Source organism: Pedobacter sp. TM02, from assembly GCF_059705275.1.
The window spans coordinates 1,020,160-1,040,660 of record NZ_AP046530.1 but is presented as its reverse complement, the minus strand read 5'-3'; the positions used below and the strand labels follow the sequence as shown (position 1 = coordinate 1,040,660).

20 protein-coding genes are annotated in these 20,501 nt (G+C 44.9%); 13 read left to right on the top strand and 7 right to left on the bottom strand.

Annotated features, from left to right (window positions below):
- Positions 1-3 precede the first annotated feature (3 nt).
- The 13 genes from ilvB to AC6H1S_RS04370 all read left to right on the top strand — a co-directional run bounded on the left by ilvB (position 4) and on the right by AC6H1S_RS04370 (position 14,096).
- Positions 4-1,743, top strand: a complete 1,740-nt coding sequence (ilvB, locus tag AC6H1S_RS04430) for a biosynthetic-type acetolactate synthase large subunit (RefSeq protein ID WP_199140999.1) — start codon at positions 4-6, stop codon at positions 1,741-1,743.
- Between the two features lie 6 nt (positions 1,744-1,749).
- The gene (gene ilvN / locus AC6H1S_RS04425; RefSeq protein WP_497565284.1) at positions 1,750-2,352 is read left to right on the top strand and encodes an acetolactate synthase small subunit; all 603 of its coding nucleotides are present in this window, start codon (positions 1,750-1,752) and stop codon (positions 2,350-2,352) included.
- A gap of 54 nt (positions 2,353-2,406) precedes the next feature.
- Positions 2,407-2,793 (top strand): glyoxalase superfamily protein, encoded by a 387-nt coding sequence (locus tag AC6H1S_RS04420; protein WP_497565283.1) that lies wholly within the window; start codon positions 2,407-2,409, stop codon positions 2,791-2,793.
- Positions 2,794-2,831: 38 nt separating this feature from the next.
- The gene (ilvC, locus tag AC6H1S_RS04415; protein WP_199140996.1) at positions 2,832-4,313 is read left to right on the top strand and encodes a ketol-acid reductoisomerase; all 1,482 of its coding nucleotides are present in this window, start codon (positions 2,832-2,834) and stop codon (positions 4,311-4,313) included.
- 59 nt (positions 4,314-4,372) lie between these two features.
- Positions 4,373-5,779 (top strand): 3-isopropylmalate dehydratase large subunit, encoded by a 1,407-nt coding sequence (gene leuC, locus AC6H1S_RS04410; RefSeq protein WP_497565282.1) that lies wholly within the window; start codon positions 4,373-4,375, stop codon positions 5,777-5,779.
- Positions 5,780-5,854: 75 nt separating this feature from the next.
- The gene (locus AC6H1S_RS04405; protein WP_497565281.1) at positions 5,855-6,616 is read left to right on the top strand and encodes a class I SAM-dependent methyltransferase; all 762 of its coding nucleotides are present in this window, start codon (positions 5,855-5,857) and stop codon (positions 6,614-6,616) included.
- A 136-nt stretch (positions 6,617-6,752) separates the two neighbouring features.
- Complete coding sequence (gene leuD, locus AC6H1S_RS04400) at positions 6,753-7,343, top strand: 3-isopropylmalate dehydratase small subunit (RefSeq protein ID WP_497565280.1); 591 nt, start codon at positions 6,753-6,755, stop codon at positions 7,341-7,343.
- Between the two features lie 56 nt (positions 7,344-7,399).
- Positions 7,400-8,875: an ATP-binding cassette domain-containing protein gene (locus AC6H1S_RS04395; RefSeq protein ID WP_497565279.1), complete on the top strand. Its 1,476-nt coding sequence runs from the start codon at positions 7,400-7,402 to the stop codon at positions 8,873-8,875.
- On the top strand, positions 8,875-9,954 hold the full coding sequence (gene leuB, locus AC6H1S_RS04390; RefSeq protein WP_497565278.1) for a 3-isopropylmalate dehydrogenase: 1,080 nt from the start codon (positions 8,875-8,877) through the stop codon (positions 9,952-9,954). The genes AC6H1S_RS04395 and leuB overlap by 1 nt, the downstream gene beginning before the upstream one ends.
- Positions 9,955-9,971: 17 nt before the next feature.
- Positions 9,972-11,138, top strand: a complete 1,167-nt coding sequence (locus AC6H1S_RS04385; protein WP_497565277.1) for a 2-isopropylmalate synthase — start codon at positions 9,972-9,974, stop codon at positions 11,136-11,138.
- A 115-nt stretch (positions 11,139-11,253) separates the two neighbouring features.
- The gene (gene ilvA, locus AC6H1S_RS04380) at positions 11,254-12,507 is read left to right on the top strand and encodes a threonine ammonia-lyase IlvA (RefSeq protein ID WP_497565276.1); all 1,254 of its coding nucleotides are present in this window, start codon (positions 11,254-11,256) and stop codon (positions 12,505-12,507) included.
- A gap of 411 nt (positions 12,508-12,918) precedes the next feature.
- Positions 12,919-13,524 carry a hypothetical protein gene (locus AC6H1S_RS04375; RefSeq protein ID WP_497565275.1) on the top strand — a complete coding sequence of 202 codons (606 nt, stop codon included), beginning with the start codon at positions 12,919-12,921 and terminating at the stop codon, positions 13,522-13,524.
- A gap of 176 nt (positions 13,525-13,700) precedes the next feature.
- On the top strand, positions 13,701-14,096 hold the full coding sequence (locus AC6H1S_RS04370) for a hypothetical protein (protein ID WP_497565274.1): 396 nt from the start codon (positions 13,701-13,703) through the stop codon (positions 14,094-14,096).
- A gap of 108 nt (positions 14,097-14,204) precedes the next feature.
- Here AC6H1S_RS04370 and AC6H1S_RS04365 read toward each other — a convergent pair whose 3' ends face one another.
- The 7 genes from AC6H1S_RS04365 to hemE form a co-directional block, all read right to left on the bottom strand.
- Positions 14,205-15,197, bottom strand: a complete 993-nt coding sequence (locus tag AC6H1S_RS04365; RefSeq protein ID WP_497565273.1) for an ABC transporter ATP-binding protein — start codon at positions 15,195-15,197, stop codon at positions 14,205-14,207.
- A gap of 174 nt (positions 15,198-15,371) precedes the next feature.
- Positions 15,372-16,181 (bottom strand): outer membrane beta-barrel protein, encoded by an 810-nt coding sequence (locus tag AC6H1S_RS04360; RefSeq protein WP_199141727.1) that lies wholly within the window; start codon positions 16,179-16,181, stop codon positions 15,372-15,374.
- A 22-nt stretch (positions 16,182-16,203) separates the two neighbouring features.
- The gene (locus AC6H1S_RS04355) at positions 16,204-16,977 is read right to left on the bottom strand and encodes a hypothetical protein (protein WP_497565272.1); all 774 of its coding nucleotides are present in this window, start codon (positions 16,975-16,977) and stop codon (positions 16,204-16,206) included.
- A complete protein-coding gene (locus AC6H1S_RS04350) occupies positions 16,958-17,527 on the bottom strand; it encodes an RNA polymerase sigma factor (protein WP_199141725.1) in 570 nt (189 codons plus the stop codon). Before AC6H1S_RS04350 ends, AC6H1S_RS04355 begins: the two co-directional genes overlap by 20 nt.
- 156 nt (positions 17,528-17,683) lie before the next feature.
- Entirely contained in the window at positions 17,684-18,817 is a 1,134-nt protein-coding gene (locus AC6H1S_RS04345; protein WP_497565271.1) for a lipid A deacylase, read from the bottom strand.
- A 14-nt stretch (positions 18,818-18,831) separates the two neighbouring features.
- On the bottom strand, positions 18,832-19,380 hold the full coding sequence (locus AC6H1S_RS04340) for a CopD family protein (RefSeq protein WP_497565270.1): 549 nt from the start codon (positions 19,378-19,380) through the stop codon (positions 18,832-18,834).
- Between the two features lie 88 nt (positions 19,381-19,468).
- Complete coding sequence (gene hemE, locus AC6H1S_RS04335) at positions 19,469-20,494, bottom strand: uroporphyrinogen decarboxylase (RefSeq protein ID WP_497565269.1); 1,026 nt, start codon at positions 20,492-20,494, stop codon at positions 19,469-19,471.
- Positions 20,495-20,501 lie beyond the last annotated feature (7 nt).

Here is a 20,501-nt window from a genome sequence, read left to right as displayed (position 1 = left end):
CTTATGGAAACAGCACAAAAGGAACTGATCAAAGAAACACCCACTAAAACCACCGTTGAAATAAGTGGCTCTGTTGCCTTGTTAGAAGGATTAATTGCAGAAGGAACCGAAGTTATTTTCGGCTACCCGGGTGGAGCCATCATGCCCATCTACGATGCATTATACGATTATAAAGAGAAATTACAGCATATTCTGGTCCGCCATGAGCAAGGCGGCATCCACATGGGCCAAGGCTATGCGCGCAGTTCGGGCAAGGTTGGTGTTGTATTCGCCACCAGCGGACCAGGCGCTACCAATTTGGTGACCGGTTTGGCCGATGCACAGATAGATAGTACACCTTTGGTTTGCATCACCGGACAGGTTTTTGCGCACCTTTTGGGCACCGATGCCTTTCAGGAAACAGACGTAATCAACATTACCACGCCGGTTACCAAATGGAACTATCAGGTAACCGATGCCACCGAAATTCCCAGCGTATTGGCCAAGGCATTTTACATTGCGCGCAGCGGCCGTCCGGGCCCGGTACTGATCGACATTACCAAAAATGCCCAGCTACAACTATTTAACTATGAAGGCTATACTCCTTGCAACCACATCCGCAGCTATAGGCCAAAGCCGATCGTGCGTAAGGAATATATTGCACAAGCCGCTGATTTAATCAACCAGGCTAAAAAGCCTTTTATCCTATTCGGTCAAGGTGTTTTATTGGGTAAAGCCGAAAAAGAATTTAAGGCTTTTGTAGAGAAAAGTGGTATTCCTGCCGCATGGACCATCATGGGTGCAGGCGCCATCCCTACCGATCACGAGCTAAATGTGGGCATGTTGGGCATGCACGGAAATTACGGTCCGAATGTATTGACCAACGAGTGCGACGTATTGATTGCCATCGGCATGCGCTTCGACGACAGGGTGACCGGCCGTTTAGACAAATACGCCAAACAGGCCAAAGTGGTCCATCTCGACATCGACCCTGCCGAAATCGACAAAAACATAAAAGCTACCGTTCCGGTTTGGGGCGATTGCAAAGATACTTTGCCTCTATTAACCGAGTTGATCAAAGAGCAAAAACATACCGAGTGGTTAGAACGCTTCAGGGCTTATAGCCAAGAAGAAATAGAAGCGGTTATCCAAAACGAACTAAACCCAACCACCGCAGAAATGACCATGGGCGAGGTCATCAACCAATTGAATGCCTTAACCCATGGCAATGCCATCATCGTAACCGATGTAGGCCAGCACCAAATGGTAGCCTGCAGGTATGCCAAATTCAATAACACCCGCAGCAACATTACCAGTGGCGGCTTGGGTACCATGGGTTTTGGGCTTCCAGCGGCGATTGGCGCAAAATTTGGGGCACAAGACAAAACCGTAGTTGCCGTAATTGGCGATGGCGGTTTCCAAATGACCCTGCAGGAATTGGGTACCATCATGCAAAGCGGAATCGATGTAAAAATCATGATCCTCAACAACCGCTTCTTGGGCATGGTTCGCCAATGGCAAGAATTGTTCAACGACAAACGTTATTCGTCCGTTGATATTACCAGTCCCGACTTTATCAAATTGGCCGATTCTTATTACATCGCCGGCAAACGCATTTCAGACCGCAAGGATTTGATCAGCTCGCTAGACGAGATGCTGAACCACAAAGGCTCTTACCTTTTAGAAGTAATGGTAACCAAAGAAAACAACGTATTCCCGATGGTTCCACAGGGATGCAGTGTAAGTGAAATCAGATTAAAATAACCGATTATGAGCACAGAAAGCAACAAACAAGACTTTACCATTACGGTTTATGCCGAAAATCAAATCGGGTTATTGAACCGTATTGCTATCATATTTTCGCGACGCAAGATCAATATCGAGAGCTTAAACACCTCTCCTTCCGAGATCGAGCACATCCACCGTTTCAACATCTTAATTCAGGAAACCGAGGAAGTGGTACGCAAACTGGCCAAACAAATCGAAAAGCAGATCGAAGTACTCAAAGTTTACTACAATACCAACGAGGATATCATCTGGCAAGAAATGGCCCTTTACAAGGTTCCTACCGATGAGATTGCCGAAAAAGTATTGGTAGAACGCCTCCTGCGTGAATATGGTGCCCGTGTAGTCGTGATCAGAAAAGATTATACCGTTTTCGAAACTACCGGACACCGTGAAGAAACCGATAAGCTGATCGAAGTTTTACAGCCTTATGGCCTCATCGAATTTGTGCGCAGTGCCCGCGTGGCCATCATCAAAGCCAGCGAAGGTTTCCATAACAAACTGCGCGAGTTCGAGCGCATCGAACCTGGCCAAGATGTGATAGAAAACGAGTATTTGGATAAAGGCGACAAGGTGTTTACCATGTAGGTGAAGATGGAAGGCGAACAATTAACAACCTAACCAACTAACAACGAAACAATCATGAAATGTACCAAAGTAGTACCGATTTTAAGGATGTTCGATTATGCAAAAGCGGTCGAGTTTTATGTTGATTGGCTGGGCTTCAAAATAGATTGGGAACACCAGTTTGAAGCAAATACGCCTGTCTACATGCAAATTTCATTAGGTGGCATCGAACTGCATCTCAGCGAGCATCATGGCGATTGTTCGCCAGGTGCACATATCCACATCGATTGTACGGGATTGAAGGAATTTCATCGGACTCTTATCGACAAAAAATACAAATACAACAGGCCGGGCCTTGAAAAAACTTTTTATGGTACCTGGTGCGTAACGGTAAACGATCCGTTTTTCAACAAGATATCGTTTAACGAAGCACTACCCGAAAACGAAAAAACAGACTTATAAAAACAAAAGAAATCAACCAAAAATCAACAAATAAAACAATGGCTAATTATTTTAACACATTACCACTTAGAGAAAAATTAAACCAGTTGGGCGTATGCGACTTTATGGATAATTCAGAGTTTCTGGATGGCGTAAATGCACTGAAAGGAAAAAAACTGGTGATCGTAGGCTGTGGCGCCCAAGGCTTAAACCAAGGTTTAAACTTAAGAGATAGTGGGTTAGATGTTGCTTATGCCCTGCGTGCAGCAGCGATTGAAGGCAAACGTGATTCGTGGAAAAACGCCACCGAAAACAATTTTAAGGTGGGCACTTACGAAGAGTTGATCCCTACTGCCGATGTGGTGATCAACCTTACGCCTGATAAGCAGCACACTTCGGTTGTAAATGCGGTAATGCCTTTGATGAAAGAAGGTGCAACTTTATCTTACTCGCACGGGTTCAACATTGTTGAAGAAGGTATGCAGATCCGCAAAGACCTAACCGTAATCATGGTAGCTCCAAAATGCCCGGGCAGTGAGGTTAGAGCCGAATTTGTAAGAGGCTTTGGCGTACCAACCCTCATTGCGGTTCACCCAGAAAACGATCCGCAAGGCAAAGGTCTGGCCCAGGCAAAAGCTTATTGCGTTGGTACCGGCGGACACAAAGCCGGGGTATTGAAATCGTCGTTCGTAGCCGAAGTAAAATCTGATTTGATGGGCGAGCAAACCATTCTTTGTGGCTTGTTGCAAACCGGTGCCATTCTTTCTTTCGACAAAATGGTGGAGCAAGGCATCGATAAAGGCTATGCCTCTAAATTGGTTCAATATGGTATCGAAGTCATCACCGAAGCTTTAAAACACGGTGGCATTACAGCCATGATGGACAGGTTAAGCAATCAGGCTAAAATCAAGGCCTTCGAAATTTCAGAAGAATTGAAAACCATCATGCGTCCCTTGTTCCAAAAGCACCAAGACGATATCATGAGTGGCGAGTTTAGCCGTGTAATGATGGAGGATTGGGCCAACGGCGACAAAAACCTATTGGCTTGGCGCGCCGCTACCGGCGAAACCGCTTTCGAGAAAACCCCAGCTGGCGATGTAAAAATCAGCGAACAGGAGTACTTCGACAACGCCTTGCTTTTAGTAGCCTTTGTAAGAGCCGGCGTAGAATTGGCTTTCGAAACCATGGTTGAGGCAGGCATCAAAGCAGAATCGGCCTACTACGAGTCGCTGCACGAAACACCACTGATTGCCAACACCATAGCACGTAAAAAACTGTTCGAAATGAACCGCGTAATTTCTGATACGGCAGAATATGGCTGCTATTTGTTCGACCATGCCTGCAAACCTTTATTGGCCGATTTCATGACCCGTGTTGATTCGAGCCTGATCGGTAAAAACTACAACGACGGCAAAGACGGCGGCGTTGACAACAGCGCATTGATCCGCGTAAACGAAGTGATCCGTACCCATCCGGTTGAAATTGTAGGCGCCAAATTGAGAAAGGCCATGACTGCCATGAAATCGATTAAAACAGCATAATAATACTACCCCGCACCTCATAGGTTCCGCTGTGAGGTACGGGCAAAAAACAAAACAATATGTCTAAAACACTAGTAGAAAAAATTTGGGATGCCCATATCGTAAAAAGCGAAACCGGTTTCCCCGATATTTTATACATCGACACCCATTTTATCCACGAAGTAACCAGTCCGCAGGCTTTTGACGGCTTGCGTAAACGTGGCTTGCCTGTATTTAGGCCAAAGCAAACCATCGCTACTGCCGACCATAATGTACCTACTTTAAACCAGCACTTGCCGATTAAAGAAGAGCTTTCGCGTTACCAAGTGGATATGCTCACTAAAAACTGTGCAGAGTTTGGTGTAGAATTGTATGGCTTGGGCCATCCTTTTCAAGGGATTGTACACGTAATTGGGCCGGAATTGGGCATTACCCAACCTGGCGCTACCATTGTTTGTGGCGACAGCCATACTTCAACCCACGGCGCATTTGGCAGTATCGCCTTTGGCATTGGCACTTCGCAGGTTGAACAAGTAATGGCTACGCAATGCTTGCTACAGCAAAAGCCAAAAACCATGAAAATCGAAGTCAATGGCCAATTAGGTCTGGGCGTAACCTCAAAGGACATCATCCTGTATATCATTTCGCAGATTTCGGCAGCGGGTGGTACCGGATATTTCATCGAGTACGCAGGTTCGGCTATCACTTCGTTAAGTATGGAAGCACGTATGACCATCTGCAACATGAGTATCGAAATGGGTGCGCGTGGTGGCTTGATTGCGCCAGATCAAATTACTTTCGATTATTTGGAAGGCAGGGAATTCAGCCCTAAAGGCGAAGATTGGGATAAAGCTGTGGCCAAATGGAAAACCTTGTACAGTGATGCCGATGCCAAATTTGACCAGGTATTGAAATTCAACGCCGAGGATATCGAGCCGATGATTACTTACGGTACCAATCCGGGTATGGGCATGGGCATTTCGGCACATATTCCGGCCACTCATGCACAGCCAGAGAGCGAACAGCTGTCGTACCAAAAAGCCTTGGATTACATGGGCTTTGAAGACGATGCTTCCTTGATTGGCAAACCGGTTGATTATGTTTTTATCGGTTCTTGCACCAATTCGCGCATCGAAGACTTACGCGAAGTAGCCGAATTTGTAAAAGACAAGCACAAAGCCGAAAACGTAGAAGTTTGGATTGTGCCAGGCAGCAAGCAGGTAGAAAAACAGGCTAAAGAAGAAGGCTTGGACAAAGTTTTCGAACAAGCTGGCTTTCAATTGCGCGAACCTGGTTGCAGCGCTTGCCTAGGTATGAACGAAGATAAAATCCCGGCAGGAAAGTATTGCGTATCAACCTCGAACAGAAATTTCGAGGGCAGGCAAGGTCCAAATGCCAGAACATTGTTGGTAAGCCCTTTAACCGCGGCCGCGGCGGCCGTTACAGGTAAAATTACCGATGTGAGGGAATTGTTGGCACATGCTTAAGGAAGGTAAAAGTAGCGGTTTTCAGTTCCCAATAAACTAATAACCAATGATACTAATGAACTAATAAACCAAAATATGCCAGAAATAGCTTGGGACAGTAAATTATACGATAAACAGCACCATTTTGTATCAGACTACGGTGCAGATGTATTGCAGTGGTTGGCGCCAAAGCGTGGCGAAGCCATTTTGGATGTAGGTTGTGGCACCGGTCAGTTAGCCAATGAAATTGCCAAAAGCGGAGCAAATGTGGTAGGTACCGATGCATCGGCCAGCATGGTTGCTACCGCCAGGGCAAACTACCCTGACTTGGCTTTTGATGTAGTTGATGCAACCCAGTTACCCTACAATGAGGTATTCGATGCCATTTTCAGCAATGCTACTTTCCATTGGATAGAAAACCAGGAAGGCTTAACCAAAAGCCTTTACCAAAGCCTAAAAAAAGGTGGCCGGTTGGTAGCAGAATTTGGTGGACAAGGCAATGTGCAAAGTATTACCGAAGCCATTGCAACGGCAGCCAAGAATTTGGGATTGGCCAATCAGGTAATTACCAATTTTTGGTACTTCCCTTCCATTGGCGCCTACACTGCCTTACTCGAAAAGCATGGTTTTGAAGTAGAGCAGGCTTGGCTGTTTGATCGGCCTACCCGCTTGAACGGCGAAAGAGGCATGCATACCTGGATGCAGCAATTTGCACAACATGCCTTTAAAGACTTAAGCACCGAACAAGCCGAAGCGATTAAGGATTTGGCCGTAGAGATTTTAAAGCCAAACTATTTCATCAAAGGCGAATGGTTTGCAGATTATAGAAGACTGAGAATTAAAGCCTTTAAGAGGTAAAAGGTTAGAAGGCATAGGGTAGAAGGTTTGAGGCAGATCGACAACCTGAACCAATTACATAAGAAAGAATAACAGTGATAGGTTGTAAGTTTTAGGCCTAAAAAACTATAAACCAAACAACTAACAACGAAACAAAATGAAAAAATTTGAAAAATTAACTTCGGCAGTGGTTCCCTTAAACATAGAGAACATTGATACCGACCAGATTATACCCGCAAGGTTTTTAAAAGCCACCACCAGGGAAGGCTTTGGCGAAAACCTGTTCTGCGATTGGCGTTACGACGGAAACCGCCAGCCAAAACCTGATTTTGTACTGAACGACAAAACCTACAGTGGCAAAATTTTGGTAGCGGGCAAAAACTTTGGTTGTGGCAGCAGCCGCGAGCACGCCGCCTGGGCCATTCAGGATGCCGGTTTTGATGCCGTAGTAAGCAGTTTCTTTGCCGATATTTTTAAAGGCAATGCACTAAACAACGGTTTGTTGCCCGTACAGGTAAGCGACGGTTTTTTGCATCAGCTATTTATCGCCGTTGCCAAAGACCCAAAAACAGCAGTAACCATCGATTTGGAAAAACAGACCATTACCCTGTTAAGTACCGGCCAGCAAGAAAGCTTCGAAATCAATCCTTACAAAAAATCATGTCTCATTAACGGCTACGATGATATTGATTTTATCCTCAACCAAAAACCCTTGATCGAACAATTTGAAAAAGAAGTGAAACCTTAAAAACCAATCTCAATACTCAAATCTCACATCTCATATCTCAATACGCTATACCCACCATGTTCAAACCATTCGTCCACCTACAAAATCTCAGCCTAAGTTACCACAGCAAAGTGGTGCTCAAGGATTTGTATTGGGAAATGCAGGTTGGCGAAAACCTGGTAATTGGTGGCGAAAGCGGCAATGGAAAAACCTCGTTGGCCAAGGCCATTGCAGGCTTAACTCCCGCACAGGGAAGCATTGAAATCAACTTTGACGAATTGAGCAGTTTGCCCAAACAAGTGCTGTACGTTGAAAGCTGGTACCAGTTTAAAAACCTCGAAGGTGTGGCCAATTTCTATTATCAGCAGCGCTATACTAGTCAGCAGGCTAAGGAAACCTTAACCGTTCATGCCGAATTGATGGCTTACGGCAAGGAAAACAAGCTCCACTTCGACAAAGTAGAACCGATTTTAGAGGCTTTGAGCCTTATCGCTTTTGCCAGTTCGCAACTGATCGAGCTTTCGAGTGGCGAGCACAAAAAACTGCAATTGGCAAAGGCTTTATGGCTACAACCCCAATTGCTCATTATTGACCAGCCCTATACTGGCCTGGATGTAGCTTCGCGCCAAAACCTGAACGTTTTATTGGATCAATTGGCCGAAGCAGGCGCCCAACTCATTTTAATCAGCAACGACACCGAACTGCCTGCCTGTATCAATCGTTTTGCCACCCTAAAAGATGGCCAATTGGTACAAGTTGATACTGTTGAAACCAGCAATCCCATTCCAACAAACCAGTTGGAAAATATCCCGGATTTCTTGAAAGAATCGCCGATTTATTCTTCAAGTGATATCGTTAAAATGGTGAATGTCAACATCAGCTATGGCAACAAGCAAGTATTAAAAAACATCAACTGGGAAGTAAAGGCCGGCGAAAAGTGGCTATTGCAGGGGCATAACGGCTCTGGCAAATCAACTTTGCTGAGCTTGGTTAACGGCGACCATCCCCAATCTTATGCCAATGAATTGTATTTATTCGGCAACAGAAGAGGCAGTGGAGAAAGCATTTGGGATATCAAGCAGCACATTGGACTGATTTCTCCAGAATTTCATTGGTATTTCGATCCTACGGCTACCGTTTTTGCCAGCATTGCTTCAGGCTTTTACGATAGTGTAGGCTTGTTTCAGCAACTGCCCTACTCCAAAGCCTGCCAGGTAGACGAACTTATTGAATATTTTGGCTTAGCCGCTTCGCGCAACGCATTGCTCAGCACTTTGCCTTTGGGCAAGCAGCGCTTGGTGCTATTAGCCCGAACCATTATCAAAAACCCTGAACTGCTCATTTTAGATGAGCCTTGCCAAGGGCTAGATCAACAACAGACACAACATTTTAACCAACTGGTAGATGCCCTTTGCGCCAACGGGATGACCCTCATTTATGTAGGCCATTTCGAATCGCAACTGCCCAGCTGCCTAACCTATCGGCTTCAGCTCCATCAGGGCGAAGTTGTTAAAAACACAAAAACTTACGAAACACAAAAAGAATTAGCATAATGGAGAAACATATTTTAGTTATTCCGGGTGATGGAATTGGACCAGAAGTAACCCAATGGGGAAAAGCGGTTTTGCAGCACATTGCAAGCACCTACGGCCACAATTTTACCTTCGATGAAGCATTAATGGGCCACGTTGCCATCGAAGCAACAGGAAACCCGCTGCCAGACGAAACCCTTGAAAAAGCTAAAAAGAGCGATGCCATCCTCTTTGGAGCGGTTGGCCATGCCAAATATGACAATGACCCCTCGTTAAAAGTACGCCCCGAACAAGGGTTGCTCAAAATCAGGAAGGAACTTGGCCTGTACGCCAACCTTCGCCCTATCCTATTGTTCGATGAGCTGCTGCACGCTTCGAGCATTAAACCCGCCATCTTAAAAGGAACCGATATTTTGTTCTTCAGGGAACTGACCGGAGATGTGTACTTTGGTGAAAAATCGCGTTCGGAAGACCGGCAAACCGCCTCCGACCTGATGATCTACCATAAATACGAAGTAGAGCGCATTGCCCATAAAGCCTACGAAGCGGCTCGACTGCGCAGCAAGAAACTATGCTCGGTTGATAAAGCAAACGTACTCGAAAGTTCACGTTTGTGGCGCGAAACCGTTCAGGAAGTAGCCAAACAATACCCCGACGTGCAAACCGAGCACATGTTTATCGACAACGCAGCCATGCAGCTCATCAAAGACCCTAAACAATTCGATGTAGTGCTAACCGCGAACTTGTTTGGCGATATTTTAACTGATGAGGCTTCGCAAATTGCCGGATCAATGGGCATGCTGGCTTCGGCTTCTGTTGGCGACGGCACAGGTTTCTTCGAACCTATCCACGGTTCGGCACACGATATCACCGGAAAAGATTTAGCTAATCCTTTGGCTTCTATCCTATCGGCTGCCTTGATGCTCGAAATCAGCTTTGGCCTAAAAGAAGAAGCCAAAAAGATTGTCGACACAGTTGACAAAGTGCTGAAAGAAGGCTTTAGAACCAACGATATTGCCGATGCGGCCACGAACAGGTATAAAGTACTGGGCACCCAAGAAATGGGCAAGCTGGTATTGAAATTTTTATCCAATCATTAACCTAAAACCCTAAGACGATGCTACACGACCCTAACAAAGTTTATATTTTTGACACTACCCTACGCGATGGTGAACAGGTTCCTGGATGCCAGCTAGATACCGGCCAAAAGGTTGAAATCGCCAAATCGCTGGAGCGCTTAGGCGTAGATGTGATTGAAGCCGGTTTCCCAGTATCGAGTCCCGGCGATTTTAACAGCGTTATCGAATTGTCGAAAGCTGTAAACGATCCGATTATCTGTGCGTTGACCAGAGCCAACAAAAACGATATTGATGTAGCGGCCGATGCTTTGCGCTATGCCAAAAGACCGCGTATCCACACCGGTATCGGAGCCTCTGACATGCACATCAAAACCAAGTTTAACAGTACCCGCGAAGAAATTTTGGCCCGTGGCGTAGAAGCCGTAAGATATGCCAAACAATATGTAGAAGACGTTGAGTTTTATGCAGAAGATGCAGGCAGGGCCGATATCCAGTTCTTGGCCAAGATGATCGAATCGGTAATCGCCGCCGGCGCAACGGTGGTCAACATTCCAGATACCAATGGCTATTGCTTGCCAGATCAATACGGTTCTAAAATCCTGTACCTCAAAGAAAACGTAAAAAATATCGATAAAGCCATCATTTCTGTGCACTGCCACAACGATTTGGGCTTGGCAACTGCCAATTCTATCGCAGGTCTGCAAAACGGTGCCCGCCAGGTAGAATGTACCATTAACGGCATTGGCGAGCGCGCTGGCAATACCTCTATGGAAGAAGTGGTTATGATTTTAAAGACCCACAAAAGCCTTAACCTGCACACGCAGATCAATACCCAGGGTTTTTACAACATCAGCAGGCATGTGAGTCAGCAGATGCACATGCCGGTACAACCCAACAAAGCCATTGTGGGTGGCAACGCCTTCTCGCACAGCTCGGGCATCCATCAGGATGGCTTCCTGAAAAACCGCGAGAACTACGAAATCATTAAACCGGAAGATGTAGGTTTTCCTTCGGCTGCCATTGTTTTAACCGCAAGAAGCGGCAGGCACGCCTTGAAGCACCACTTAGACCGCTTGGGCCACAACCTGGAAAAAGCACATTTAGATATCGTTTACCAACAGTTTTTGATTTTGGCCGATAGCAAACAAGGCATAGACGACCACGATTTGAATCAGTTGGTGGCTTTGCATTTGGCATATAAATAAGTCTTTAGCCGATAGTCCGTGGTTGATGGTCTAGTCAAATGAAAAAATCAGCCAATAGCCAATAAACCTCGAACTAATCGACTAATTAGCCAATGACTAACGAAACAATAAGCCAATGAACTTCATGACAATACCACATACATTTGATTTTTTAGCGGCGGCCGAAAGGCTCGAAGGTACCGTGTTGCGTACGCCATTAGAATACAATGCCCGCTTATCGGAAAGATATGGTGCCGAAATCTACCTTAAGCGCGAAGACAAACAGGTAGTACGCTCTTACAAATTGCGCGGTGCCTACAACATGATGAGCCAAATTCCCGCCGAGCAAATGCAGCATGGCGTAGTTTGTGCCAGTGCAGGCAATCATGCACAGGGCGTAGCTTATTCTTGCAAAAAACTAAAAATCAAGGGCACTATTTTCATGCCCGAGATTACGCCAAAACAAAAGGTAAGTCAAACCGAATTGTTTGGCAATGGCTGGATAGACATTGTGCTGGTTGGCGATACTTTCGACGATTGCCTGGCAGAAGCCTTGCGTTTTACCGAAGCCAACCACATGACGTTCGTACCTCCTTTCGACCACTATCATGTTATCGAGGGACAAGGAACCGTTGGTGTGGAAATATTGGAAGACCTGCCTGACGCAGCAGTTATCATTATGCCAATTGGCGGTGGAGGCTTGGCTTCAGGTACGGGCATGTACCTCAAAAATACCAAACCCAACATCGAGTTGATAGGCGTAGAACCTGAAGGTGCCCCTTCTATGGATGCCGCTTTCAAGGCTGGACATCCGGTAAAGCTAGATCAGATCAACCGATTTGTTGATGGCGCTGCCGTTAAATCGGTCGGCTCGCTTACCTACCCAATCTGTAAAGAGGTTTTAGACGAGGTATTGTTGATCCCAGAGGGAAAGGTATGCACCAGCATCTTAAAGCTATACAATGAAGATGCCATTGTTGCCGAGCCTGCAGGCGCACTAGCCGTAGCTTCGCTTGATTACTGTGCTTCAAAAATCAAAGGCAAAAAAGTTGTCTGTGTGGTGAGCGGTGGCAATAACGACATCGAGCGTATGCAGGAAATCAAGGAAAAATCTTTGCTTTTCGAAGGGCTCAAACATTATTTTATTGTGCGTTTTCCGCAACGTCCGGGTGCATTAAAGCTTTTTGTTACCGAAGTTTTAGGTCCGCACGACGATATTACCCGTTTCGAGTTCATCAAAAAAACCGAACGCGAAAATGGTCCGGCTTTGGTAGGCATCGAGTTGAGGGACAGGGAAGATTATTCGAGCCTGCTCGAGCGCATGAAAGCCTTTAAATTCGATATTATCGAATTGAACCAAGACCAGACTTTGTTTGAGTATCTGGTTTAACTATCCTTGTTGGTATGACGGATTAAATCGTTGGCGAAGAACACCAACGATAGCAATTGATAAGATGGTATTTACAATTCTCCTCCCTTGGAGGGGTGCCCAAGAGGCGAGGTGGTTAACTATATTGGTCTATTAAACACCCCGGTCTGCGACCAAAATCTTTGGCTACGTCATCAAATCATTAACGAAGCATCCTGGCACTTGTTGGTGTTCTTCACCAACAAGACTGCTCCATATTTTATTTGGCTTCCACCCTCAACTTTCCTTCTTTGGCCGGACAACCAAAAGGAAATATTTTCCGTACCTTAAGGTATGCGAAGCCTGTTGTTTTTTTTATGTTGCTTCTGTCTCATTCAGAAAATAAAGGCTTTAGAATATCCCGACCAGGCTAGTTATCTCCTGGCAAATCCTTTGGGCAAGCACGATGGCAATGATGGACACTGGCTCAAAACAGACCGAAAACATCATAATGCCATTTGGAGCAGGGCCAACACTGTGAACCTACTTAAAGCAGACGGCTTTAACCAGTACCGCGATATTGCAGAGCGATCTGATTTTTACAAATGGTTTCAGCATCAAACCGATTCGGTGGGCTTCGAAACCAAATGGGCAGGCATAGCCGCCATTACAACTGGCAAGCTGAGTAAGCTCCTTAGCGAAGTACCCAGGCTTACCGGCAATTCTAATCTTGAAATCCAGCATTTTGTTCAGTATGGCAACCAGCTCATTTTCGAAGACATCTGGCCCGATCTTCAAAATTTATACACAGGTATTTGTTTAAAGGGAAAAGCCGCCGAACAATGGGACGGCGAACTGCTGCTCAGGGAACAACGGCTCATCGACCCTTCGTACCAAAAACTATCCAGCCATTCGTTACGCATGTTGGCAAAATCCTTACGCAGAGAGAACCTGCTTTCTAAATTTATACCCGGATTGGAATTTGAGGGCAACCTGCTCAACATCCGCGACAGATGGAACTACGGCATGAAGATGATGGGCTATAAACACCTGAACTAAGCATAAAAATCGACAAGTTAAAATTTGGATAGGCGATTAATTGATAGGCAAATGCGTTGCCGAACTAAAAGATCATGGTTTCATCTTTCCCACAAACAAAATGTTACAATGTGTGTTTTTCTATTCAATCATATTTGGCAGCAGATTTGCATGGCTTTATGCAAAACACACACAACATGAAAAAGATAACCTTACTCCTACTTTGCATTGCCACACTAGGTCTGGCGTCTTGCAAAAAAGACACTATCATCAACCAAACTACGCCTAACCGCACCATTATTTTTGATAGGTCGCCAAACAGCTGGAAACTTTTATCGGGAACCACCAACACGTATTATGTTGATTTAGATGCGAGCGAAATAGACAACATCAATGTACGACAAGAAGGTGTATTGGTCTATATCTCAACCGATGGCACAACAACAACCGGTTACTTCCAAATTCCAAATTCGGCACAACGCTATGATTATGACATCTATACCGGTTATATTAGGGTCTATTCTTACGGCTTGCCTCCAACCACTACAACCAGAATAAAAGTAGTGTTGATTGCAGCAGATAATATTACTTAAGAATCAAGAATTTCAAAAACCTAAAAAGGCCGATATCCATTAAGATATCGGCCTTTTTGATAAATATATCTAATTATAAATTTCAGTTTTTATCAAAGTAACCTTTGCTTAAAATTCTAAAAAACGACTGATGTTCGCCTGGATGTGATCGTTTTTTTGATGTTCGCCACTGTTCAGTTGCAAAGCCCTGATCTGTACGCCGTTCCTCTCCAGCAACAATTCGTCGAAAAAGCCTTTGTAATAAACCTCCTTTACTTCAAAGCGCCTACTGTTCCAAGTGCTTTTAAGCTCTACCCATTCGGCATAAAAAGCGATTTGTGCCTTGTCGGTTTTTAAACCAAGCTGCAGGGCTTCTTCCCTACTCAGGATTACGGCATTGCCCAATATACGCGCCGTATATAAAGCCGTTGGGTGCTGGTAAACCTGCTCTGGCCTATCGTTTTGCAAAAGTTCGCCCTGCCTTAAAATCAGCAAGCGGTCGGCCAGAAAAAGCCCGTCTGTCGGGTCGTGCGAAACCAAAATTACGGTAATGCCCATTTCTTTAGCCAAGCGTTTAATATCGGCGCGCAACTGGTTTTTCAGCAACGAATCAACTTGGCTAAAAGGTTCGTCCAGCAATAACACTTTGGTATCGCTTACCAAAGCTTTAGCAATGGCCACACGTTGCTGCTCGCCCCCGCTTAGCTCGGTAATCTTTTTGTTTTGAAGGTGACTGATATGCAAATGCTCCATCATTTGAAGCGTTTTAGCCTCTTTGGCGGCTACATTGGTGTTGGGCAACATAGAGGCGATGTTGTCGTAAACCTTTGCATAGATATTGAGCGAAAAATCCTGGGTTACCATCTTCATATCGGCATGGCCAGGTATCAGTTGCTCGTCTGGTCCCTTTACCCTTTTGCCATTGAATACAACTTCGCCAGAATCAGGCTTGAGCAAACCATATATGCACTTGAGCAAGGTTGATTTTCCGGAACCGCTTTCGCCAATAATAGCTACGATTTCGCCTTTGTTGATCGCAAAGCTAATGTTGTTAACACCAGAGGCCTGGGTTTCCTGGTATTGTTTATGGAGCTGCTTTACCGTTATGATTTCTTCGTTCACAGCGTAAAGATAGGAAAAAGAGGTAGAAGGTGGAGGGGGCTAGAGGTGGAAGGCTTAAGATGAAATACTATGAGCTATGGACTATAGTCTAAATCAACCCTAAACAAAAAACCTCGCGAAGTTTAAAAACTTCGCGAGGGCAATCAGGATTTATTTGTGTGTGGTGTGTGTTTATTAGTTCAGTCCGAAGGTTAAGCCAAAGGCCATGTTTTTAAGTCCCTTTTGTGGCGCACTGTCGAACATATCGTTGGCATAATATTTAACAAAGGCACCTAAACCATTGTAACCGAAGCGCAACGTACCGCCATAACGGAATGGCGCAAAATTGTAATCGTCCTTAAATTTCTCTTTGCCACGCTCGTCGCTGATCTGTTTAACCTTGCCATTGAGCAGGAAGCTGATTTCAGGGCCGATGACAAAATAGAAGCGTTTACCGTTGTCGTTCTCTTTGGTACGGAACTCGAAGTTTAGCGGAATGTGCAGGTAGCTGCTCGAGAAACGGTTCTTGCTAAAGATAATCGGTTCTTCGATATAGGTTAACTGCGACATGTTCTTTTGCATGGTGATGTTCTTTTTCAATCGGATCAAGGTCCAGTCGAAACCACCGGCAACATAAACTTTAAAGTTAGGGTTAAACCTGTAGCCAAATTGGATCACATCAAATGAAACAGTACTGGTTTTTCCTGCCTTGTAGTCTAAAAAATCGTTGGTTGGCGATAAAGAAAAGCTGCCATTATCAATCAATTTAGAAAAGCCGATATCTAAACGGGTAAAAGTGATACCTCCTACAAAACGACCGTTTTTCGCCATTGTACCTGTACTGTCTCTCTTGCCAATGGTAATGCCCAAGCCATAGTTGATATCGAATTTTTTGCGTTTAACGCTATCTTGTTCCCTACCATTACCTTCTTGTGCTTTTGCACCCAAGCCTGCCAGCATGGTAAGTCCGCTTACCAAAACTGCTGTTAATACTAAACGTTTCATTGTGTCGGTTTATTTGTGTTCTTTAATTCTTGTTTTTATTTTTTGGGTTTAACCTTACAAACCCCAAGTTGATTCCTATAATCGACGAGTTATCGTCATCATCGGTATTGAACCTGATGAGTTTTTTATCTCTTTTGTCTATTTTCTCTACAACGAAGTTGACCAAATCTCCCACATTTCTGATCCCTTTTTTCTCGGTTGCCACTTCTGTTTCGCTAATGGTATTTACATTCTCCAATCTCTGTGGAACCTCGGCGCTGGCCATCATGGTTTGACTGTTCTCTGTGGCTGCTACTGCTGCTTCTTTAGGTACTACGTTCATCGGTTCGATTTCGATCTTCTTAATAGGTAGATGGGCAATCATTGCATTTGGTTGCAAGTCGTTTTCTTTTTTCTCCAAATTATTTTCAGGAAGCACATTTTCGGCCGTACGCACTTTCATGGTTTGTACAGGCGCATTGGCGAAACTTTTGTTACTGTTATTGGCTGTATTTGACAGGTTTTCTTCGGCAATTACAGTATTTCCAGTTGTAATCGGTGCTGCTGTTTGGCCAGTTGTGGCTACAGCTGCAGCGCCGCGCAACCTGATTTTTTCAGTTTTTTGAAAAACCAGCAGGGCGGTAATCGCTACGGTTACGCTGGCCGCGGCCATCCAATAAACTGGAAAACTGCGTTTGCGTTTAGGGGCAAGCTGCTGTTCAATATTGGCCCATAAATTTGCCGATGGCGCAATCTCTGCATCCCTAAATTTGTCTTTAAACAAATTATCAAATTCTTTATCCGGCATGTGTTGCATAACCAAAGCCCTCCATTTTAATAATTTCTTGTTGCAATATTGCTCTAGCCCTCGACAGCTGCGACTTGCTTGCCCCTTCGGTAATGCCCAATGTTTGGGCAATTTCCTTGTGCGAGTAGCCCTCAATGGCATACATGTTAAACACCATGCGATAGCCGTCGGCCAGTTTTTGTATCACTTTTAATAAATCCTGCATGCCCAAGCTGCTAAAATCAAAGCCTTGCGAAGGCTGTTCATACGCATCTTCAATAGGCACCACATTCATCATGCGCAGGTTTTTTCTGTAGCTTTCAATGGCGGTGTTTACCATAATACGCCTCATCCAGCCTTCAAACGAGCCATCGCCACGGTAATCTGTTACCTTTTGAAAAATCTTTACGTAGCCCATCTGCAAAACATCTTCAGCCTCCATACGATCTTTGGCGTAGCGCATGCAAACCGCCAGCATTTTTGATGCAGTTTGCTTGTACAGCATTTCCTGCATTTGCCGGTTGCCTGCTTTGCAGCCTTCCATTAAATCATCAATCGTATATGTTTTGGTCACCTTCATGCGTTGTTTGTATAGGGTAGATGAGCCCTAGCGGTAAAAGGTTGCAAGCAACCTCAAAAAAATATTTTCTCAGTAAGTTGGCGAAAACAAATATGGCTCGGGGCTTTAACTTTTCCAGGCCAAACTCAAGCTGCCCAAATGCTTTACATCCAATACCTATCGCTTTACCTTGAACAGTCTAAAATCTTCTTTGTAGGTTAAAAACAGCGAGTGGTTAAACTGCAATTGCGAATCGGAATGGTCAAGATCCAAGTGAGGCTCGAAACGAACATCGAGGTAAAGATGTGGCACCAGTTCTTTTTGATAGGCATAACGCAGGGCAATGATATTCCTGCCGCTTTGCTTAAAGCCTTTATCATACAGGTTATCAGAAACCGATTGATACAATGGCATGCCTTTAATGGTGATAAAGTTATTGCCTTTCCAGTAAGAAGCCAACAAACTGCCCCATTTGGTGTCGACGCCTGCATTAAGCCAAAGACCAAAGCCACCTTGGTAGGCGCGTACTTTGGTAGGCGAAAAATCCTTATAAACAGCAACATAGTTATCGGTATAAACCTCTTTAACGTTGCCTCCAATAGCTTTGTGCAGCTTTAAGCCAGTAGCGCCGTTAAATAAAGTGCTGATGGGGATTTCCTTCAGCAAATCGATCTGGCCACCCTGGTGATAGGCCAAAAACTGCGCCGGAAAACTCAGCTTCCAGCCACCACCCCATTGGGCCAAAGTAGTTTCGGTTTGGAGGCCTCCGATGATCTCTTCTTTTTCTGGCGATCCTTTGTAGATCATTTTTTGCCAGGCAATCCAGCTGTCGAGCCTGAACTTTTCACGTTCGATCAGCAATTGCGTACCATATTCGATGGGTGTTGTAATCTTGCGTTCAAAATCGTAAATCGGCTCGATGTAGCCGTGTTGGATATTGCCCTCCAAACTTCCAAATACCAAGGTTAGGTTACGTTTGTGGTATTTTACATTGAACAAGGGCTTGGCATCATAAATACCTTCCCGTCCAAAATCTTTGCGTAAATAGGCCCCTGCAGTAATGGCCAGGTTCGGATTGGCAAAATAAACCAATTGCGGTTCGAGCTGTGTGCCATACAGCGTATAGCCATCATGAAATTTATTGGAGTATTCGTAATTTCTGACGTAGTTGAAGTTGTAGAAATTAAAATGGAGTTCTTTGTCTAAACTATCGGCCGGACGAATGCGGTTGAATATGGCTTCGTTGCTGAATTGGGCCTGTGCAAAACAGCCTGTGCAAATCAATAACAAAGTAAGTAGCTGTTTCTTCATGCTTTGGAAATAAATTATTTTTCGTTTTTCTCTCTGATCTTTTTGTAGAATTTGACGCCCATCATAATCACCAGGGCCAAACCCATAATGCCTACCAGGCCATAAATCCAATCAACGGCATTTTTCAGGATGACGATAAATACAATAGCTACCATAAAGATGGTGGCCAGTTCGCGCCATAAACGCAACTTCATGCTATTCAACTTATAAATACCGGTACGCAGCTGCTTCATCATCCTTTGGCAAACAAAATGATAAACCAGCAAGCCAACCACGAAGCCCAGCTTGACCAGCATCCAATCAAATTGCAACAGGTAAGGATGAGTATACAGCATGAGCGAGCCCGCCAACACAGCAATGATCATGGCTGGCGTGGCAATGATCTTCCACACCGTGGCCTCCATTTTGGTAAACTGGGCTATTAAAATGCTCCGCTCCGGCTCTTTCTTGGCATTGGCTTCTGTATGGTAAATAAACAGGCTAAGGATATAGAAAAGTCCCGCCATCCAGCTGATGACGAACACCACATGTACCGCTAAAAAGAACCTGTAATAATCTTCCATTAGTTTTTTATTTGCTCCCAGGTCTGTGGCGCACAAACCTGGGATAAGTGAATCACAGACCTGGGAGGGATGAAATAAAGTTCTATAATTAGTACTTAAACTCCTTGACCACTTCGATGGCGTATTTCACATGATCAAAAGGAATATCTGGCATAATGCCATGACCCAAGTTAAAAATAAAACCGTTCTCGCCGCGCATGCGCTCAAACAGTTGCAAAATATGTTTCTTGATCACCGGTTTATCGGCATACAAGATATGCGGATCTAAATTGCCCTGCACGGCGATGTTGGCCGGCAATGCTTTTTTGATGTTCAGCAAATCGGCATTCCAATCGACAGAAATCACATCGGGCTGTGCCGTTGCCATAATTGGGGCAAACACCGAACTGCCTTTGCAGAAAGAAATAACCGGGATATTGGTCCTGTTCAGTCCGGCAATAATCTGTTGGTTGTATTGGTGCGAAAACTCCTGATAATCGTTCCACGACAAAGCCAAGGCCCAGCTGTCGAACAACTGCAGGGCATTTACACCGGCCTCAATTTGCAGGTTCAGGTAATCGGTGGTTACCTTGGCAATTTTAGCCAATAGCCTATGCGCCAATTCGGGATGGTTGTGAATTAAAAGCTTGGTGGTTTTGAAGTCTTTCGACGAACCGCCCTCTACCAAATAGCTCATAACGGTAAAAGGAGCACCGGCAAAACCAATGAGCGGAATACTGCCGTTTAAACGTTGCTGAATAACCTTAATGGCATCGGCCACATACTGCAAACGGTCGATCACGTCGGTTTCTAAACGCTCAATATCTTCGGCGGTACGTACCGGATTGGCAAATTTGGGGCCTACGCCTTGGGTAAAGCTCAAATCGCCTCCCATGGCCTCGCCGGTTACCAAAATATCAGAAAACAAGATCGCTGCATCAATGCCCAGCAAATCAACCGGCAACATGGTTACGTCGGCCGCAATTTCCGGGGTTTTGCACATCTCTAAAAAGGTGTACTTGTTCTTGATTTCCCAATACTGGGGCATGAAACGTCCAGCTTGGCGCATCATCCATACGGGTGGGCGTTCTGTTGGCTTTGAAAAGGCGGCGTCTAAAAACAGGTTATTCTTCATTTGGGGT

What these genes read in the sequence shown, in the direction of transcription:
- ilvB (WP_199140999.1), top strand. Translation starts at nt 4, where the DNA reads ATGGAAACAGCACAAAAGGAACTGATCAAAGAAACACCCACTAAAACC.
- ilvN (WP_497565284.1), top strand. Translation starts at nt 1,750, where the DNA reads ATGAGCACAGAAAGCAACAAACAAGACTTTACCATTACGGTTTATGCC.
- AC6H1S_RS04420 (WP_497565283.1), top strand. Translation starts at nt 2,407, where the DNA reads ATGAAATGTACCAAAGTAGTACCGATTTTAAGGATGTTCGATTATGCA.
- ilvC (WP_199140996.1), top strand. Translation starts at nt 2,832, where the DNA reads ATGGCTAATTATTTTAACACATTACCACTTAGAGAAAAATTAAACCAG.
- leuC (WP_497565282.1), top strand. Translation starts at nt 4,373, where the DNA reads ATGTCTAAAACACTAGTAGAAAAAATTTGGGATGCCCATATCGTAAAA.
- AC6H1S_RS04405 (WP_497565281.1), top strand. Translation starts at nt 5,855, where the DNA reads ATGCCAGAAATAGCTTGGGACAGTAAATTATACGATAAACAGCACCAT.
- leuD (WP_497565280.1), top strand. Translation starts at nt 6,753, where the DNA reads ATGAAAAAATTTGAAAAATTAACTTCGGCAGTGGTTCCCTTAAACATA.
- AC6H1S_RS04395 (WP_497565279.1), top strand. Translation starts at nt 7,400, where the DNA reads ATGTTCAAACCATTCGTCCACCTACAAAATCTCAGCCTAAGTTACCAC.
- leuB (WP_497565278.1), top strand. Translation starts at nt 8,875, where the DNA reads ATGGAGAAACATATTTTAGTTATTCCGGGTGATGGAATTGGACCAGAA.
- AC6H1S_RS04385 (WP_497565277.1), top strand. Translation starts at nt 9,972, where the DNA reads ATGCTACACGACCCTAACAAAGTTTATATTTTTGACACTACCCTACGC.
- ilvA (WP_497565276.1), top strand. Translation starts at nt 11,254, where the DNA reads ATGAACTTCATGACAATACCACATACATTTGATTTTTTAGCGGCGGCC.
- AC6H1S_RS04370 (WP_497565274.1), top strand. Translation starts at nt 13,701, where the DNA reads ATGAAAAAGATAACCTTACTCCTACTTTGCATTGCCACACTAGGTCTG.
- AC6H1S_RS04360 (WP_199141727.1), bottom strand. Translation starts at nt 16,181, where the DNA reads ATGAAACGTTTAGTATTAACAGCAGTTTTGGTAAGCGGACTTACCATG.
- AC6H1S_RS04355 (WP_497565272.1), bottom strand. Translation starts at nt 16,977, where the DNA reads ATGCAACACATGCCGGATAAAGAATTTGATAATTTGTTTAAAGACAAA.
- AC6H1S_RS04350 (WP_199141725.1), bottom strand. Translation starts at nt 17,527, where the DNA reads ATGAAGGTGACCAAAACATATACGATTGATGATTTAATGGAAGGCTGC.
- AC6H1S_RS04345 (WP_497565271.1), bottom strand. Translation starts at nt 18,817, where the DNA reads ATGAAGAAACAGCTACTTACTTTGTTATTGATTTGCACAGGCTGTTTT.
- AC6H1S_RS04340 (WP_497565270.1), bottom strand. Translation starts at nt 19,380, where the DNA reads ATGGAAGATTATTACAGGTTCTTTTTAGCGGTACATGTGGTGTTCGTC.
- hemE (WP_497565269.1), bottom strand. Translation starts at nt 20,494, where the DNA reads ATGAAGAATAACCTGTTTTTAGACGCCGCCTTTTCAAAGCCAACAGAA.